The sequence below is a fragment of the Oerskovia flava genome (assembly GCF_026163685.1).
GTDB lineage: Bacteria > Actinomycetota > Actinomycetes > Actinomycetales > Cellulomonadaceae > Oerskovia_A > Oerskovia_A flava.
In genome coordinates this window covers 71,345-87,751 of record NZ_JAOXSR010000002.1, presented here as the reverse complement: position 1 = coordinate 87,751, position 16,407 = coordinate 71,345, and the positions used below count along the sequence as shown (strand labels likewise).

Here is a 16,407-nt window from a genome sequence, read left to right as displayed (position 1 = left end):
TGACGAGTCAGGCCCAGGACGACGAGCGAGGAGCTTCCCGTGACCCGTGACGACGCCTACACCGGCGACGTGCAGGTGGGCGGCCCGGCCGCCCACCGCGTCCTCGACGAGATCGAGATCCGCAAGCTCGCCGTCGGACCCATGGCGAACAACGCCTACCTCCTGACCTGCCGGCGCGACGGCGCCCAGGTCCTCGTCGACGCGGCGGCCGACGACGACCGGCTCCTGGACCTGGTGCGCGAGGGCTCGGGCGGCGCACGGCTGGACCTGGTGGTCACCACCCACAGCCATCACGACCACCTCGGGGCCCTCGCGTCGATCGTGTCGGTCACCGGCGCGGCCACGGTGGCGGGTGCTGCGGACGCCGAGGCGATCCGGGCCGGGTCGGGTGTCGACCCGTCGCAACGGGTGCAGCACGGCGACCTGCTCTGCGCCGGGCACCTGACGCTGGAGGTGATCGCCCTGCGCGGGCACACGCCCGGGTCGATCGCGCTCGCCTACCGGGAACCGGCGCACGTGCACGCCCTCGGCGCGGTCCCCGGCCGGGTGCACCTGTTCACGGGCGACTCGCTCTTCCCCGGCGGTCCCGGGAAGACCGCCGGACCGGCGGACTTCGCGCGCCTCATGGACAACCTCGCCGACCGGGTCTTCGACCGGTTCGACGACGGCACGTGGGTCTACCCGGGGCACGGCGCCGACACGACGCTCGGCGCGGAACGCGACCAGCTCCCCGTGTGGCGGGCGCGCGGATGGTGAGGTGCTCACGGACGCGTCGCTCCGGGGTGGTTCAATGTCGCCCATGCCGATCCACGCCGTGACCTACGCGTACCCCGACCGACCTGCCGAGCTCGACGCCGTGCGAGCCGAGCACCGCGCGTTCCTGCGCGACCTGCACACCAACGGCTCGCTCCTGGCGTCCGGGCCTCTCCCGGCCACCGAGACCGCCGGTCCGGGTGCGCTCATCGTCGTGGACGCGCCGTCGGCCGCCTCGGTCGAGGAGATCCTGGACCAGGACCCGTTCGCGCGGGCGGGGCTGATCACCGAGCGCACCGTGCGTCCCTGGTCGCCGGTCATCGGCGATTGGGCCGACCGAGCCTGACCCCGCCGTCCCGACCAGGACCTGCCGGCCGGGCCTCGACGAGGCCCGGTCGTGCGGGTCAGTGCTTCTCGTCCGCTGTGGGGCTGGCAGCCTCGCGCGCAGCGGCCGCCTCCACGGCAGCACGCTCCGCCGAGCGGAGGCGCTCACGTCGGTCCTTGAGGAGGCTGGCGACCGTCGTGATGGTCAGCACGACGACGATGAAGATCAGCGAGAGCGACGTGGGGATCTCGGGGACCACCGTGATGTGCTCGCCCCCGTTGATGAAGCCCACCTCGTTGGTGTGCATCGCGTGGATGAGCAGCTTGACGCCGATGAACCCGAGGATCGCGGCCAGACCGTACGCGAGGTAGACGAGCCGGTCGAGCAGCCCGTCGATGAGGAAGTAGAGCTGGCGCAGGCCGAGCAGCGAGAACGCGTTCGCCGCGAAGACGAGGTAGGTCTCCTGGGTGAGCCCGAAGATGGCGGGGATCGAGTCGACCGCGAAGAGCAGGTCTGCGCTGCCGATGGCGATCATCACGATGAGCATCGGGGTGATGTACCGCTTGCCGTCGATCCGGGTGGTCAGGCGGTCCTCGACGTAGGCGTCCGTGGTCGGGAAGATCCGCCGGGTCAGGCGCAGTACGCCGTTCTCCGAGAACTCCTCGTCGTGGCCCGAGCCCGACTTGATCTGCGCGTACGCCGTGTAGATCAGGAACGCACCGAAGACGTAGAAGATCCAGCTGAAGTTCTCGATGAGCGCCGCACCGAGCAGGATGAAGATCGTGCGGAGCACGAGGGCGATCGTGATGCCGATCAGCAGGACCTTCTGCTGGTAGAGCCGCGGGACGCGGAAGCTGGTCATGATGAGGACGAACACGAAGAGGTTGTCGACCGACAGGCTCTTCTCCGTGACGTAGCCGGCGAAGTACTCGCCGCCGTAGACCGAACCCCACACCGCCCAGACGACGACGCCGAAGAGCAACGCCACGGCGACGTAGCCGGCGGACCACCAGGCAGCCTCACGGATGCTGGGAGCGTGCGGGGTGCGCACGTGCCCGACGAAGTCGAACGCGAGCATGCCGACGATCAGACCGACCGTGACGAGCCACACCCAGACAGGGACATCCATCTGCCGAACCTCCGGTACGTAGGGAGAAGTACCGGAGGTCTCTTCCGCCCGCGCGTCACGTGCCCGCCGGAGCGGTGGCGTGAGCCGCGCTGGACCGGTGACACCGGGCCGACGACTGCGCCGACCGTGATGACGACATCACCGCGTGGGAATACTCCCCTCCAACGAGGTGCAAGCATAGGTCATCGGACGCCCTCGTGCGTCAGGCGGTCGCCGCGTGCATCTGGCGGAGCTCCTTCTTCAGGCCGGAGATCTCGTCGCGCAGCCGCGCCGCGAGCTCGAACTGCAGCTCGCCCGCGGCGGCGTGCATCTGGTCGCTGAGCTCCTGGATGAGGTCGGCGAGCTCGCTCGCCGCCACGCCGGCGAGCCGGTTGCCGCCCGTCGCGCCTTCCTTGGGACCTCCCGGGACCGGAGCCTTGGCCTTGCCGGACTGCCGGTAGCCGCCGGCGAGGAGCTGGGCGGTGTCGATGTCCTCGCGGGCGAGCATGTCGGTGACGTCCGAGATCCGCTTGCGCAGCGGGGTGGGGTCGATGCCGTGCTCGGCGTTGTAGGCGACCTGCTTCTCGCGGCGCCGGGTGGTCTCGTCGATCGCCTGGGCCATCGCGGGGGTGATCTTGTCGGCGTACATGTGCACCTCGCCGGAGACGTTGCGGGCCGCGCGCCCGATCGTCTGGATCAGCGACGTCCCGGACCGCAGGAAGCCCTCCTTGTCGGCGTCCAGGATCGCGACGAGCGAGACCTCCGGCAGGTCGAGACCCTCTCGCAGGAGGTTGATGCCGACCAGGACGTCGTACTCCCCCATCCGTAGCTCCCGCAGCAGCTCGACGCGCCGCAGCGTGTCCACCTCGGAGTGCAGGTACCGCACCCGCACGTCCTTCTCGAGCAGGTAGTCCGTGAGGTCCTCGGACATCTTCTTCGTCAGTGTCGTGACGAGCACACGCTCGTTGCGCTCGACCCGCTCGCGGATCTCGTGGAGCAGATCGTCGATCTGCCCGGTCGTCGGCTTCACCACGACCTGCGGGTCCACGAGGCCGGTGGGCCGGATGATCTGCTCCACCACGCCGTCGGACATCGAGAGCTCGTAGGCCCCCGGTGTCGCGGACAGGTAGACCGTCTGCCCGATCCGCTCGACGAACTCCTCCCAGCGCAGCGGCCGGTTGTCCATCGCGCTCGGCAGCCGGAAGCCGTGGTCGACGAGGTTGCGCTTGCGGGACATGTCGCCCTCGAACATCGCCCCGATCTGCGGGACCGTCACGTGCGACTCGTCGATGACGAGCAGGAAGTCCTCGGGGAAGTAGTCGAGGAGCGTGTGCGGTGGCGTCCCCGCGGCGCGACCGTCGATGTGGCGCGAGTAGTTCTCGATGCCGGAGCAGCTGCCGATCTGCCGCATCATCTCGATGTCGTACGTCGTGCGCATCCTCAGGCGCTGCGCCTCGAGCAGCTTGTTCTGCTGCTCCATCTCCTCGAGCCGCGCGCCGAGCTCGGCCTCGATGGAGCCGATCGCACGCTCCATGCGCTCCGGGCCGGCGACGTAGTGCGTGGCCGGGAACAGGTGCACGCTCTTCTCCGACCGCACGACGTCGCCCGTCAGCGGGTGCAGGAGCGCGATCGCCTCGATCTCGTCGCCGAAGAACTCGATACGGATCGCGAGCTCCTCGTAGACCGGGATGATCTCGACCGTGTCGCCGCGCACCCGGAACGTCCCGCGGGTGAACGCCATGTCGTTGCGGGTGTACTGCATCGTCACGAACTGTCGCAGCAGGTCGTCGCGCTCGACGACGTCCCCCACGTCGAGCCGGACCATCCGGTCGACGTACTCCTGCGGCGTGCCGAGCCCGTAGATGCAGGAGACCGAGGCCACCACCACGACGTCCCGCCGGGTCAGGAGCGACGACGTCGCGGAGTGTCGCAGCCGCTCGACCTCGTCGTTGATCGACGAGTCCTTCTCGATGTAGGTGTCCGTCTGCGCGATGTACGCCTCGGGCTGGTAGTAGTCGTAGTACGAGACGAAGTACTCGACCGCGTTGTTCGGCAGCAGCTCGCGGAACTCCGTCGCCAGCTGGGCCGCCAGCGTCTTGTTCGGCGCCATGACGAGGGTGGGGCGCTGCAGCTCCTCGACGAGCCAGGCCGTGGTCGCGGACTTGCCGGTGCCCGTCGCGCCGAGGAGCACGACGTCCTTCTCCCCCGCGCGCACACGCTCGGCGAGACCGGCGATCGCGGTCGGCTGGTCGCCCGAGGGCTGGAAGTCCGAGACCACCTCGAACGGTGCGACGGTGCGCTGGAGATCGGTGACAGGACGCATGGGTCAACGGTACGGCGAGGCACCCACACGCCGCGACGGGATGGCTGGACCGACGCAGCGACCGGCTCGGCCACCGCCCCGGTCGCCGTCCACGACAACCTCGTGGACGCTCTTGCGCCGTCGGCACGCCGACCCCTAGTGTTCCCGTGGCCGACATTCGTTCGGACTGCTTACGTATCTGTGCCTACCTCCCGGAGAGACCTCATGGTGCGCCCCACCTCGCGTCGACGTCGACGCGCCGCCTGCAACGTCCTGCTCGCCGCGACCCTGGCAGCGGGCGCGACCGCGACCAGCGCCGGAGCCGCGACCTCCGCCCGTGCGGACACCGCCGCCGGCACGACCTGCCCCGCACCCGGCGAGCTGCCCGGCCTCGGCGGCACGCTGCACTCCTTCACCGATCACGGCGTCGCCGTCTACGTCGGCGGCTCCTACCAGGCCGTCCCCGGCGCCAAGGAGAGCGAGGGCCTGCTGGTCGTCGAGGGTGACGCGACGTTCGCCGCGGGACAGATGAACGTCGGGACCGTCGGCGTGGGCTCCGGCATCACGCCCGACGCCGGCGAGATGCTGGTCGTCGGCGCAGACCTCACCGTGGACCGGGGACCGGTGCAGGTGGGCTTCGGCACCGACCCGGGTGGTGACGTGATCGTCGGCGGCACCCTGCACGGCCAGGAGCTGCTCGACACGCAGGGCACCGGCGACGCCACGCGGCGCGGCGTCGTCCGCACCGGCGTCGGTGACGAGGCGCTCGCCGAGCACGGCTCGCTCGGCGCGACCTTGACAAGCCTGTCCTCGTCGCTCGGGGCGGCGGCGCCCACCGGCACGACGCGTCGCGACGGCCCGTCCCTGACCTTCACGAGCACGACGGGTTCCGGGCCCCAGACCTTCTCGGTCGACGCGGCCGAGCTCGCGCAGGTGCGCGAGATCCGCTTCGTCGGTGTCTCGCAGGACGCGCCGGTCGTGGTCAACGTCTCGGGCGAGCGGGTCGAGCTGTCGCCGACATACCAGGCCTTCGGCGCCGCACGGATCGACGACCCGACGTCGTCCGGGTTCGGCAACGCGGCCTCGCAGATCCTGTGGAACCTGGCCGAGGCGACGGAGGTGACCCTGGGGACGAACGACCAGCTGGTGGGCAGCGTGCTCGTCCCCGCGTCGTCCGGCGTCGTGACGGTGCGCACCAGCACCAACGGTCGCCTCTGGGTCGCGGGGGACCTCGTCGTCGGCGGCAGCGGGACGCACGGCCTCGAGCACCACGCCTACCCGTGGATCGGCGCACCGGAGCTCGGCTGCGACCGGACGCCGTCCCCGGCGCCCGAGCCGCCGGCCGTCGTCCCCCCGACCGAGCCGGACGAGCCGCCCGCGGCGTCGGGCCCCGGGACGGACACCGACCCGGCGCCGTCAGCGAACGTGCCGGCACCCGGCAGCCCGACGGGCGGGCTCCCGACGGAGCAGGACGAGCCGAGGGCACCGGTCGACCCCTCACGGGACGACGACGCAGGGCGTACCGCCGGTCCTGACCCGGCGGCAGGAGCCGGGCCGGCGCCGACCCCGGCGGCAGGGACCGACACGCTCGCCCGGACGGGCGCCGGCGTCGGGGTGCTCGTGGGCGCGGCCCTGACCCTGCTCGCCGCAGGTGGGCTGCTGGTGGTGACCGTCCGACGCCGGGCTGCGCGCTGACCCGCGGGCGGGACGGCCGTCAGGCCTCCGTGCCGCCGGACAGGGCGGGCTCCGGGCCGTCGACCAGCGCTGCGGCCGCGACCGTCCGCAGCGCTCCGACGATCTGGTCGAGGGACATCCCCTCGCCGGGCTCCGACGTCGCCCGGGGCACGTGGACGAACCCGGCCACGAGGTGGGGCTCGTGGCGGGCGACGTGGTCCATGAGCGCGTAGAACGTCGCGTTGCAGACGTAGGTCCCGGCGGTGTTGGACACCACCGCCGGGAGCTCGTCCTCCCGCAGCGCGGCGAGAGTCGACTTCAGGGGCAGGCCGGAGAAGTACGCCGCCGGCCCGCCGGGGACCACCGGGACGTCGACGGGCGCGGCCCCGTCGTTGTCCGGTATCCGCGCGTCCACCACGTTCACGGCCACACGCTCGAGCCGGACGTGCGTCGTCCCCGCAGCGAGCCCCACGGCGACCACGGCACGCGGCCGGTGCTCCTCGATCGCGCGGGCGAGCTCCGCCCAGGCGCCCGCGAACGTGCACGGCAGCCGCACGGCCACGACCTCCTCGCGTGGATCGCCGCCGACCCCTCGCGGCGCGACCCGCTCGCCTGCGAGTCGCTGCACCGCGAGCCAGGACGGGTTCGTCTCCTCGCCGCCGAACGGCTCGAACCCGCTGAGCAGGATCACGCGTCGCTCTCCTCGGCGACCTCGCGCTCGACCCGCTCCCAGAGGGCGTCGACCTCGGCGCGCAGGTCGTCGACCTCACCACCGCCGTCGAGCGTGACGTCCGCCACGGCGAGCCGTGCGTCGTCGTCCGCCTGGGCGGCCAGCCGGGACTCGGCCTCCGTCCTGGTCAGCCCGCGCGACTCGACGAGGCGTGCGAGCCGTACGTCCCGCGGGGCGTCGACGACGACGACGAGGTGGAAGTGCTCGGCCTGACCGGTCTCCACGAGCAGCGGGATGTCGTGCACGACGACGGCGCGCGGGTCCGCCGCGGCGGCGGCGGCCTCGTCCTCGGCGGAGCGGCGCCGGACCTCCGGGTGCACGATCGCGTTGAGCCGCTCGCGCGCGCCGTCGTCCGCGAAGACGACCGCCGCCAGCCGCGACCGGTCGAGGCTCCCGTCCGGGAGCAGCATCTCGGCACCGAACTCCGCGACGATGCGGTCGAGCCCCACCGATCCGGGCGCCACCACCTCGCGGGCGAGGAGATCGTGGTCGATCGTGACCGCCCCCAGCGCGGCCAGACGCTCGAGCGCCACGGACTTGCCTGCGGCGATGCCGCCTGTGAGACCGATGCGGAACATGCCCCCATCCTGCCAGGCATCGGGTGCGGCGACTCGTCGCCGGCCCTCACACCTCGCCGGCGACCAGCCGCAGCAGGCGCAACAGCTCGGCACGTTCGACGTCGGACAGGCGCGCCAGCAACGTGCCGGCCTCGTCGGCGCGGGCGGCACCGATCTCCTCGACGACGGCACGGCCCTCGTCGGTGAGCTCGACCAGGGTCGCGCGCCGGTCGGTCGGATCGGGGATCCGCCGCACGAGCCCCGCATCCTCCGCGTCGTCGACCTTCGACGTGATCGACCGGGGCGCGACGTCGAGCGTCGTGGCCAGCGCGCTGAGGCGCCGTGGGCCGTCGCACCGCGCGAGGACGTGCAGCAACCGGTACTGACCCGGCGTGGTCCCAGCCGGGCGCAGCCGCGCGCCGGCGTCGCGGCGCACCTGGCGCATGGCCGCGTGCAGCAGAGTGAGGAACTCGGCGCTGTCGCCCGCCGGGCCGTCGGTGGTCGATGTCACGCCGTGAGCCTATCGGCCGCACCGGCTCTTGTGAACTACCTCATCGTGAGGTACGCTCAGCATCTCGGTGTCGAGGCGCTCCCGCCTCCACCGCCCTCTCCCTCCGACCCCCAGGAGGCACCATGCCAGCACCATCCACCGGATTCGGCGGACCAGGCGGCGGAGGCGGACTCCGCACGTTCCGCCAGGACTCGTCCGTGACCCGTCACCGCCTGCGCCGTGGCACCACCCGGCGCATCCTCGCCTTCGCCCGCCCCTACCGCGCGCAGCTCGTCGTCTTCCTCGTCCTCATCAGCCTCAGCGCCGCGGCGGGTGCCGCGACCCCGCTGCTCTTCCAGATCCTCATCGACGACGGCATCACCGCCGGCCGCACCGACGTGGTCGTCACCGTCGCGCTCGTCGTCGCGGGCCTCGCCCTCCTCTCGGGGCTGCTGAGCATCGTCGAACGATGGTTCTCCGCACGCATCGGCGAGGGGCTCATCTACGACCTGCGCACCGCCGTGTTCGACCACGTGCAGCGCATGCCGCTCGCCTTCTTCAGCCGCACCCGGACGGGCGCGCTCGTCCAGCGCCTCAACGGCGACGTCCTCGGCGCCCAGCAGGCGTTCACGTCGACGCTGTCCAACGTCTTCAGCAACCTCCTCACCGTCACGTTCGTCCTCGCCGCGATGCTCACCATGTCCTGGCAGCTGACGCTCGTCGCGCTCGCGCTCCTGCCCGCCTTCGTGCTGCCGGCCCGCTGGGTGGGGCGACGCCTCGCCGGGATCACGCGCGAGAGCTACGCCCTGAACGCCGAGTCCGCCCAGCTCATGAACGAGCGGTTCAACGTCGCCGGCGCCCACCTCGTCAAGGTGTTCGGGCAGCCCGAGCGCGAGTCCGAGCGGTTCGCCGGGCAGGCCGGGCAGGTCCGCGACATCGGCGTGCGCGCCGCGATGTACTCGACCGTCTTCCGCGTCGGCCTGACGACGGTCGCGGCCGTCGCCGTCGCCGTCGTCTACGGCCTCGGCGGGCTCATGGCGATCTCCGGGTCGCTCACCGTCGGTGTCGTCGTCGCCCTCACGGCCTACCTGGCCCGTCTCTACGCACCGCTCACCGCGCTGTCGAACGTCCAGGTGGACGTGATGACGGCACTCGTCAGCTTCGTGCGGGTCCTCGAGGTCCTCGACCTGCGTCCGAGCGTCACCGACGCGCCCGACGCGCGCGACCTGCGGGACGACGTCGCGCGGCACGGCGCCCGGCTCGAGCTCGACGACGTGACCTTCCGCTACCCGGGCGCGGCGGACGTCTCGCTCGCCTCCCTCGAGGCGGTCGCGGCCGACACGGCCGACCCGACGCACGACACGCTCCAGGGCATCTCCTTCACGGTGCCTGCCGGGTCGATGGTCGCGCTCGTCGGCCACTCCGGGGCGGGGAAGACGACCGTCTCGCAGCTCGCCACGCGGATGTACGACCCGACGGGCGGCGTCGTGCGCATCGCCGGTCGTGATCTGCGCGACGTCACGCAGGAGTCGCTGCGCGACACGATCGGCGTCGTCACCCAGGAGGCCCACCTCTTCCACGACACGATCGCGGCGAACTTGCGCTTCGCGAAGGCCGACGCGACCGATGCGGAGCTCGAGGCAGCGCTGCGCCGTGCGCACGTGTGGGACCTCGTCGCGGGTCTGCCCGCCGGTCTCGAGACCGTCGTCGGGGACCGTGGCTACCGGCTCTCGGGCGGCGAACGTCAACGGTTGGCCATCGCGCGGGTGTTCCTCAAGGCGCCTCAGGTGGTCGTGCTCGACGAGGCGACCGCGCACCTGGACTCCGAGTCGGAGGCGGCCGTCCAGCTCGCCCTCGCCGACGCGCTGCGAGGCCGCACGTCTCTGGTCATCGCCCACCGCCTGTCGACGGTGCGCGACGCCGACGCGATCGTCGTGCTCGACGCCGGCCGGGTGGTGGAGGCCGGCACGCACTCCGAGCTGCTTGCTCGTGACGGTGCCTACGCCGACCTCTACCGCACGCAGTTCGCGGACTCCGACGTCGCGGCCGCCTGACCTCCTCCACCGAGCAGGTCTGAGCAGGTCTGAGCACGGCGAAGGCCCGCCACCCCTCGCGGGGTGGCGGGCCTTCGTGGCGTCCGGGTCGCGGCCCGAGGGCCGCGGTCGGATCAGTTGCCGGTCAGCTTCTCACGCAGTGCGGCGAGCGCCTCGTCGGAGGCGAGGGTACCCGCCACCTCCTCCTGGACCGGAGCCGAGGAGTAGGTCGAGCCGGACGACGACGCAGGAGCGGACTCGCTGGTGCTCGTGGACGACTCGACGTCGGCCTTGAGCGCCTCGGCGACCTGCTTGCGGTGGGCGTCCCAGCGCTCGTGCGCCTTGGCGTACTCGGCCTCCCAGGCCTCGCGCTGGGTCTCGAAGCCCTCGAGCCACTCGTTGGTCTCCGGGTCGAAGCCCTCGGGGTACTTGTAGTTACCCTGCTCGTCGTACTCGGCAGCCATGCCGTAGAGCGCGGGGTCGAAGTCGTCCGACTCCGGGTCCACACCCTCGTTGGCCTGCTTCAGCGACAACGAGATCCGGCGACGCTCGAGGTCGATGTCGATGACCTTGACGAACACCTCGTCGCTGACGTTGACGACCTGCTCGGGCAGCTCGACGTGACGGACAGCGAGCTCGGAGATGTGCACGAGGCCCTCGATGCCGTCCTCGACGCGCACGAACGCACCGAACGGGACGAGCTTGGTGACCTTACCCGGGACGACCTGCCCGATGGCGTGGGTCCGGGCGAAGGTCTGCCACGGGTCCTCCTGCGTCGCCTTGAGCGACAGCGAGACGCGCTCGCGGTCGAAGTCGACGTCGAGCACCTCGACCGTGACCTCCTGGCCCACCTCGACGACCTCGGAGGGGTGGTCGATGTGCTTCCAGGACAGCTCGGAGACGTGCACGAGCCCGTCGACGCCGCCGAGGTCCACGAACGCACCGAAGTTGACGATCGAGGAGACGACACCGGGGCGCACCTGGCCCTTCTGCAGCGTCTGCAGGAAGGTGGAGCGGACCTCGGACTGCGTCTGCTCGAGCCAGGCGCGGCGGGAGAGGACGACGTTGTTGCGGTTCTTGTCGAGCTCGATGATCTTCGCCTCGATCTCCTTGCCGACGTACGGCTGGAGGTCGCGGACACGACGCATCTCCACGAGCGAGGCGGGCAGGAACCCGCGCAGGCCGATGTCGAGGATGAGGCCGCCCTTGACGACCTCGATGACGGTGCCGGTGACGACGCCGTCCTCTTCCTTGATCTTCTCGATCGTGCCCCAGGCGCGCTCGTACTGTGCGCGCTTCTTGGACAGGATCAGGCGGCCTTCCTTGTCCTCCTTCTGGAGGACGAGCGCCTCGACGGCGTCGCCGACGTTGACGACCTCACCGGGGTCCACGTCGTGCTTGATGGACAGCTCGCGGGAGGGGATGACGCCTTCGGTCTTGTACCCGATGTCGAGGAGGACCTCGTCGCGGTCGACCTTGACGATCGTGCCTTCGACGATGTCACCGTCGTTGAAGTACTTGATGGTGGCGTCGATGGCGGCGAGGAAGTCCTCCTCGGTGCCGATGTCGTTGACGGCGACCTGCGGGACAGACTTCGCGGGGGTGGAGATGGTCATTGAGTTCGATGCTCCGATGCGGACAGGAAGTAGTACGGATGGGTGTCGAGCTGGTCACGTCGGACCAGACGGGGGCGGCGCGTCGTTCCAGTCCGGGGTTACCGGACATGCTGGAGGCGCACTGCACCGTCGAACATCCTATCCGCGTGCTGCCGAAGGGGTCAACGCGACGCTCAGGACAGCACCCGGGCCACGCGCAAGAGGTCGGCCGGGACTTGCTTGACCTTCCCCGCGACCTCGTCGAGCGGCACCATCACGACCTCTTCTCCCCGCAGCGCCGTCATCACGGCCGATTCGCCGCGGCTGACCGCGTCGACGGCGGCGACGCCGAATCGACTGCCGAGGATGCGGTCGGTCGGGGTGGGCGAGCCGCCCCGCTGGACGTGCCCGAGGACCGTCAGGCGGGTGTCGAACCCCGTGCGCTCCGCGATCTCGGTACTGACGCGTTCGCCGATCGAACCGGCGATGATCTCGCCGTACCGGCCGAGCTGCTGCTCGAACTCCATGGCGCTGCCGGCCCGCGGCAGCGCGCCCTCCGCGACGACGACGATCGAGAAGTTCGCGTGGGCACGGTGGCGGTGGCGCAAGAACTTCACGACCTGCTCGATGTCGAACGGCTCTTCCGGTGCCAGCACGACCTCCGCACCACCCGCGATGCCCGCGTTGACCGCGATCCAGCCCGCGTGCCGGCCCATGACCTCGACGACCATCACGCGGTTGTGGCTCTCCGCCGTCGTGTGCACGCGGTCGATCGCCTCGGTCGCGATGTTCACCGCGGTGTGGAACCCGATCGACAGGTCGGTGCCCGCGACGTCGTTGTCGATGGTCTTCGGGATCGCGACGATGTTCACACCGGCCTCGGCCACCTTGCTCGCCGCGTGCAGCGTGCCGTCCCCGCCGATGCACAGGAGCCCGTCGATCCGTTCGGCCTCGAGCGTGGCCATCACCGCGTCCATGCCGCCGTCGGCCGCGTGCGGGTGAAACCTCGCCGTGCCGAGCAGCGTGCCGCCGACGGGCAGGACGTTGCGGATGTCGGACCGTGCCATCGGGTAGACGTCACCGTCCGCGACACCCCGCCACCCGTTGCGGAACCCGATGACCGAGTGCCCGTACTCGCCCGTCGCCTGCTTGACGACGGCACGGATCGCCGCGTTGAGCCCGGGGCAGTCTCCGCCCCCCGTCAGGAGTCCGATGCGCACGCCAGTACCTCTCCTCGCCATTGGGTCCGCGGTCGAGCGACCGCGTTCTCACCCTAGCGGCGTACGGCCCGGCGACCTACCCGCAAAGGTCCCGAATCCGGTGCGACACAATGGAGCCGTGGACGAGTCGATCGGGTCGGTGGGGTACCGCGACGTGCCGTCGGACGCCGGTGGTGGCGCCGCGCGCGGATGGTGGGACCTCAACGCCCAGGACTACCTCGCCGACCACGGCCGCTTCCTCGGCCCCGCGGACTTCTGCTGGTGCCCCGAAGGACTGCGCGAGCGCGACGCCGGTCTCCTCGGCGAGGTGCGGGGGCGACGGGTGCTCGAGGTAGGAGCAGGTGCCGCGCAGTGCTCGCGCTGGCTCGCAAGCCAGGGTGCGAGCACCGTCGCGACCGACGTCTCGGGCGGGATGCTGGCCGCCGGCGCCGCCCTCAACCGGGCGACCGGGATCCGGGTCCCGCTCGTCCAGGCGGACGCGCGACGGCTCCCGTTCGCGGACGACGGCTTCGACGCCGTCTTCACGTCGTTCGGCGCCATCCCGTTCGTGCCCGACGCCGACGCCGTCCACCGGGAGGCGGCTCGTGTGCTGCGACCCGGTGGGTCCTGGACCTTCTCGGTCACCCACCCGCTGCGGTGGGCCTTCCCCGACGACCCGAGCGAGCACGGCCTGACCGCGCACCGCTCGTACTTCGACCGCCGTCCCTACGTCGAGAGCGGCACGAGCGGCGCGGTCACCTACGCGGAGTACCACCGCACGATCGGGGACCACGTCCGCGAGGTGGTCGCGGCCGGGCTCGAGATCGTCGACGTCGTCGAGCCGGAGTGGCCGGCCGACAACGACGAGGTCTGGGGCGGCTGGGGCCCGGTGCGGGGCGCCTACCTGCCGGGCACCGCCATCTTCCGCACCCGGCTGCCCGTGCGCTGAGCCTTCCGGCGCAGCGCCCCTCGGAGCGCCGAGACCGGGCTCAGTGCCCGGCGTCGTGCCAGGTCGGACCCGCACCGACAGAGACGTCGAGCGGGACGGACAGGTCCGCGGCCGCGCCCATCTGCTCCCGCAGCACCTGCTCGACCTGAGCACGTTCCCCCGGTGCGACCTCGACGACGAGCTCGTCGTGCACCTGCAGCAGGAGCCTCGACGCGAGACCCTGCTCGTCGATCTCCCGCTGGACGCCGAGCATCGCGACCTTGATGAGGTCGGCGGCGCTGCCCTGGATGGGTGCGTTGAGCGCCATCCGCTCCGCCATCTGCCGGCGCTGGCGGTTGTCGCTCGTGAGGTCCGGCAGGTAGCGGCGACGTCCGAGGATCGTGGCCGTGTACCCCGTGGCCCGCGCCTCGTCGACGACTCCCGTGAGGTAGTCCCGCACGCCGCCGAACCGGGAGAAGTAGTCGTCCATGAGGTTCTGCGCCTCGCCGACCTCGATGTTCAGCTGCTGCGAGAGGCCGAACGCCGACAGCCCGTACGCGAGCCCGTAGGACATCGCCTTGATCTTGGATCGCATGGCGGGCGTGACGTCCGTCGTCGGGACGTCGAAGACCCTCGAACCGACGTAGCTGTGCAGGTCCTCCCCCGTGCGGAACGCCTCGATGAGCCCGGCGTCCCCCGACAGGTGCGCCATGATGCGCATCTCGATCTGGCTGTAGTCCGCGGTCAGGAGGGTCTCGTACCCGTCGCCCACGACGAACGCCCGCCGGATCCGCCGGCCCGCCTCGGTGCGGATCGGGATGTTCTGCAGGTTCGGGTCCGTCGAGCTGAGCCGGCCCGTCGCGGCGATGGTCTGCTGGAAGCTCGTGTGGATCCGGCCGTCGGGCGCGACCGACTTGAGCAGTCCCTCCACCGTCTGCCGCAGACGGGAGGCGTCCCGGTGCGCGAGCAGGTGCTCGAGGAACGGGTGCCCGGTCTTCGCGAAGAGGTCGGCGAGCGCCGACGCGTCCGTCGTGTACCCCGTCTTGATCTTCTTCGTCTTGGGCATCGAGAGCTGGTCGAAGAGGACCTCCTGCAGCTGCTTCGGGGAACCGAGGTTCACCTCCCGGCCGATCACGTCGTACGCGTCCGCGGCGGCGGACGCCACGAGCTCGCCGAAGTGGCGCTCGAGGTCCTCCAGGTACGCCACGTCGGCGGCGACGCCGCGCTGCTCCATCCGGGCCAGCACACCGGACAGCGGCAGCTCGAGGTCGGTGAGCAGGCCGGCCGACCCCCGGTCGCGCAGCTCGCCGGCGAGCACCTCGGACAGCTCGACGACCGCGGCGGCCCGGACGGCGGACCGGCGGGACTCCCCGCCGCCGTCGAGGGAGAGGTCGAACGCGCCCTGCGGGTCAGCGTCGGTGTCCTCGACCCGCAGCTCGCGGTGCAGGTGGCGCAGCACGAGGTCACCGAGGTCGTAGCCCCGCTGGTCCGGGTGGCACAGGTACGCGGCGAGCTCGGTGTCGAACGTGACACCGGCGAGGTCGAAGCCCCGCGAGGCGAGCTCGTGCCAGGCCGCCTTTGCGCCGTGCAGGACCTTGGGCGCTCCGGGGTCGGCGAACCACGCGGCGAGCGCCTGCTCGTCGGCCGCGCCGATCTCGGCGAGGTCGAGCGCGACCGCGGTCCCGGCGTCGTCCGCGAGCGCGACCGCCCAGGCGTCGGCGCCGACCGGCGCGGGCTTGCCCGTGACCTCGACACCGAGCAGCCGCCCGGCACGGTCGGCGAGCCACGCACCGAGCCCGCCCGTCTCGAGGGTGTCCAGCTCGACGTCGAACCCGGCCTCCTGCTCGACCTCGCCGCCGGGCGCGATCGCCAGCAGCCGGTCGCGCAGCGCGCGGAACTCGAGGGCGTCCAGGACCCGGTGCATCGCCTCGCGGTCCCACGGCTGCGTGACGAGGTCGTCCGGACCGAGCGAGAGCGGCATGTCGGTGAGCAGGGCGTTGAGCTGGCGGTTCACCCGGACCTGCTCGAGGTGTGCGCGCAGGGACTCCCCCGCCTTGCCCTTGATGTCGCCGGCGCTCGCCAGGACACCCTCGAGGTCGCCGTAGGTCGTGATCCACTTGGCGGCCGTCTTGGGCCCGACCCCGGGCACCCCGGGCAGGTTGTCCGCGGTCTCCCCGACGAGCGCTGCGAGGTCCGGGTACCGCTCCGGCGGTACCCCGTACTTCTCGACGACGGCGTCAGGTGTCATACGGGCGAGCTCGGAGACGCCCTTCTTCGGGTAGAGGACCGTGACGTCGTCGCGGACGAGCTGGAAGGCGTCCCGGTCGCCCGAGCACACGAGCACCTCCATCCCGAGCGCGGCGCCCTGCGTCGCGAGCGTGGCGAAGATGTCGTCCGCCTCGTAGTTCTCCTTCTCGAGGGTCGGGATCCGCAGCGTCTCGAGGATCTCCTTGATGAGCGGGACCTGGCCCTTGAACGGCTCGGGCGTCGAGTCCCGCCCGCCCTTGTACGAGGGCAGGGCCTCGGTGCGGAACGACTGCCGACCGGCGTCGAACGCGACGGCCACGTGGGTCGGCTGCTCGTCACGCAGGAGGTTCGTCAGCATCGAGGTGAAGCCGAAGACGGCGTTCGTGTGCTGGCCCGTCGTGGTCGAGAAGTTCTCCGCCGGCAGCGCGAAGAACGCGCGGTAGGCCATGGAGTGTCCGTCGATCAG

13 protein-coding genes are annotated in these 16,407 nt (G+C 71.4%); 5 read left to right on the top strand and 8 right to left on the bottom strand.

The window, feature by feature from the left end; all coding sequences use genetic code 11:
• Window positions 1-39 precede the first annotated feature (39 nt).
• Both OHL10_RS05075 and OHL10_RS05070 read left to right on the top strand, forming a co-directional pair.
• Window positions 40-756, top strand: a complete 717-nt coding sequence (locus OHL10_RS05075) for an MBL fold metallo-hydrolase (RefSeq protein WP_265521098.1) — start codon at window positions 40-42, stop codon at window positions 754-756.
• A gap of 43 nt (window positions 757-799) precedes the next feature.
• Window positions 800-1,099: a YciI family protein gene (locus OHL10_RS05070; RefSeq protein ID WP_265521097.1), complete on the top strand. Its 300-nt coding sequence runs from the start codon at window positions 800-802 to the stop codon at window positions 1,097-1,099.
• 58 nt (window positions 1,100-1,157) lie between these two features.
• Here the strand turns inward: OHL10_RS05070 and OHL10_RS05065 are convergent, their stop codons facing one another.
• Window positions 1,158-2,207 carry a TerC family protein gene (locus tag OHL10_RS05065; protein ID WP_265521096.1) on the bottom strand — a complete coding sequence of 350 codons (1,050 nt, stop codon included), beginning with the start codon at window positions 2,205-2,207 and terminating at the stop codon, window positions 1,158-1,160.
• Window positions 2,208-2,409: 202 nt separating this feature from the next.
• Window positions 2,410-4,509, bottom strand: coding sequence for an excinuclease ABC subunit UvrB (gene uvrB, locus OHL10_RS05060; RefSeq protein WP_265521095.1), 2,100 nt, complete (start codon window positions 4,507-4,509; stop codon window positions 2,410-2,412).
• Between the two features lie 204 nt (window positions 4,510-4,713).
• Here uvrB and OHL10_RS05055 point away from each other — a divergent pair, with 204 nt between their 5' ends.
• A complete protein-coding gene (locus OHL10_RS05055; protein ID WP_265521094.1) occupies window positions 4,714-6,183 on the top strand; it encodes a choice-of-anchor A family protein in 1,470 nt (489 codons plus the stop codon).
• Window positions 6,184-6,202: 19 nt separating this feature from the next.
• Here OHL10_RS05055 and pcp read toward each other — a convergent pair whose 3' ends face one another.
• Genes pcp through OHL10_RS05040 form a run of 3 tightly spaced genes read right to left on the bottom strand, consistent with a single transcriptional unit; the run spans window position 6,203 to window position 7,960 of the window.
• Entirely contained in the window at window positions 6,203-6,853 is a 651-nt protein-coding gene (gene pcp / locus OHL10_RS05050; RefSeq protein WP_265521093.1) for a pyroglutamyl-peptidase I, read from the bottom strand.
• Window positions 6,850-7,470, bottom strand: a complete 621-nt coding sequence (gene coaE / locus OHL10_RS05045) for a dephospho-CoA kinase (RefSeq protein ID WP_265521092.1) — start codon at window positions 7,468-7,470, stop codon at window positions 6,850-6,852. The genes pcp and coaE overlap by 4 nt, the downstream gene beginning before the upstream one ends.
• A gap of 46 nt (window positions 7,471-7,516) precedes the next feature.
• A complete protein-coding gene (locus OHL10_RS05040) occupies window positions 7,517-7,960 on the bottom strand; it encodes a MarR family winged helix-turn-helix transcriptional regulator (protein WP_265521091.1) in 444 nt (147 codons plus the stop codon).
• Between the two features lie 122 nt (window positions 7,961-8,082).
• On the opposite strand from OHL10_RS05040, the gene OHL10_RS05035 reads away from it, so the two are divergent.
• Complete coding sequence (locus OHL10_RS05035; RefSeq protein ID WP_265521090.1) at window positions 8,083-9,993, top strand: ABC transporter ATP-binding protein; 1,911 nt, start codon at window positions 8,083-8,085, stop codon at window positions 9,991-9,993.
• 113 nt (window positions 9,994-10,106) lie between these two features.
• Here OHL10_RS05035 and rpsA read toward each other — a convergent pair whose 3' ends face one another.
• Both rpsA and OHL10_RS05025 read right to left on the bottom strand, forming a co-directional pair.
• A complete protein-coding gene (rpsA, locus tag OHL10_RS05030) occupies window positions 10,107-11,588 on the bottom strand; it encodes a 30S ribosomal protein S1 (RefSeq protein WP_265521089.1) in 1,482 nt (493 codons plus the stop codon).
• Window positions 11,589-11,761: 173 nt separating this feature from the next.
• Window positions 11,762-12,787, bottom strand: coding sequence for a 6-phosphofructokinase (locus OHL10_RS05025; RefSeq protein WP_265521088.1), 1,026 nt, complete (start codon window positions 12,785-12,787; stop codon window positions 11,762-11,764).
• Between the two features lie 118 nt (window positions 12,788-12,905).
• Between OHL10_RS05025 and OHL10_RS05020 the strand changes: the two genes are divergently transcribed.
• Complete coding sequence (locus tag OHL10_RS05020; RefSeq protein WP_265521087.1) at window positions 12,906-13,715, top strand: class I SAM-dependent methyltransferase; 810 nt, start codon at window positions 12,906-12,908, stop codon at window positions 13,713-13,715.
• Between the two features lie 40 nt (window positions 13,716-13,755).
• Here the strand turns inward: OHL10_RS05020 and polA are convergent, their stop codons facing one another.
• The gene (gene polA / locus OHL10_RS05015; RefSeq protein ID WP_425498972.1) at window positions 13,756-16,389 is read right to left on the bottom strand and encodes a DNA polymerase I; all 2,634 of its coding nucleotides are present in this window, start codon (window positions 16,387-16,389) and stop codon (window positions 13,756-13,758) included.
• Window positions 16,390-16,407: the final 18 nt, after the last annotated feature.

What these genes read in the sequence shown, in the direction of transcription:
- OHL10_RS05070 (WP_265521097.1), top strand. Translation starts at nt 800, where the DNA reads ATGCCGATCCACGCCGTGACCTACGCGTACCCCGACCGACCTGCCGAG.
- OHL10_RS05065 (WP_265521096.1), bottom strand. Translation starts at nt 2,207, where the DNA reads ATGGATGTCCCTGTCTGGGTGTGGCTCGTCACGGTCGGTCTGATCGTC.
- uvrB (WP_265521095.1), bottom strand. Translation starts at nt 4,509, where the DNA reads ATGCGTCCTGTCACCGATCTCCAGCGCACCGTCGCACCGTTCGAGGTG.
- OHL10_RS05055 (WP_265521094.1), top strand. Translation starts at nt 4,714, where the DNA reads ATGGTGCGCCCCACCTCGCGTCGACGTCGACGCGCCGCCTGCAACGTC.
- coaE (WP_265521092.1), bottom strand. Translation starts at nt 7,470, where the DNA reads ATGTTCCGCATCGGTCTCACAGGCGGCATCGCCGCAGGCAAGTCCGTG.
- OHL10_RS05035 (WP_265521090.1), top strand. Translation starts at nt 8,083, where the DNA reads ATGCCAGCACCATCCACCGGATTCGGCGGACCAGGCGGCGGAGGCGGA.
- rpsA (WP_265521089.1), bottom strand. Translation starts at nt 11,588, where the DNA reads ATGACCATCTCCACCCCCGCGAAGTCTGTCCCGCAGGTCGCCGTCAAC.
- polA (WP_425498972.1), bottom strand. Translation starts at nt 16,389, where the DNA reads ATGGCCTACCGCGCGTTCTTCGCGCTGCCGGCGGAGAACTTCTCGACC.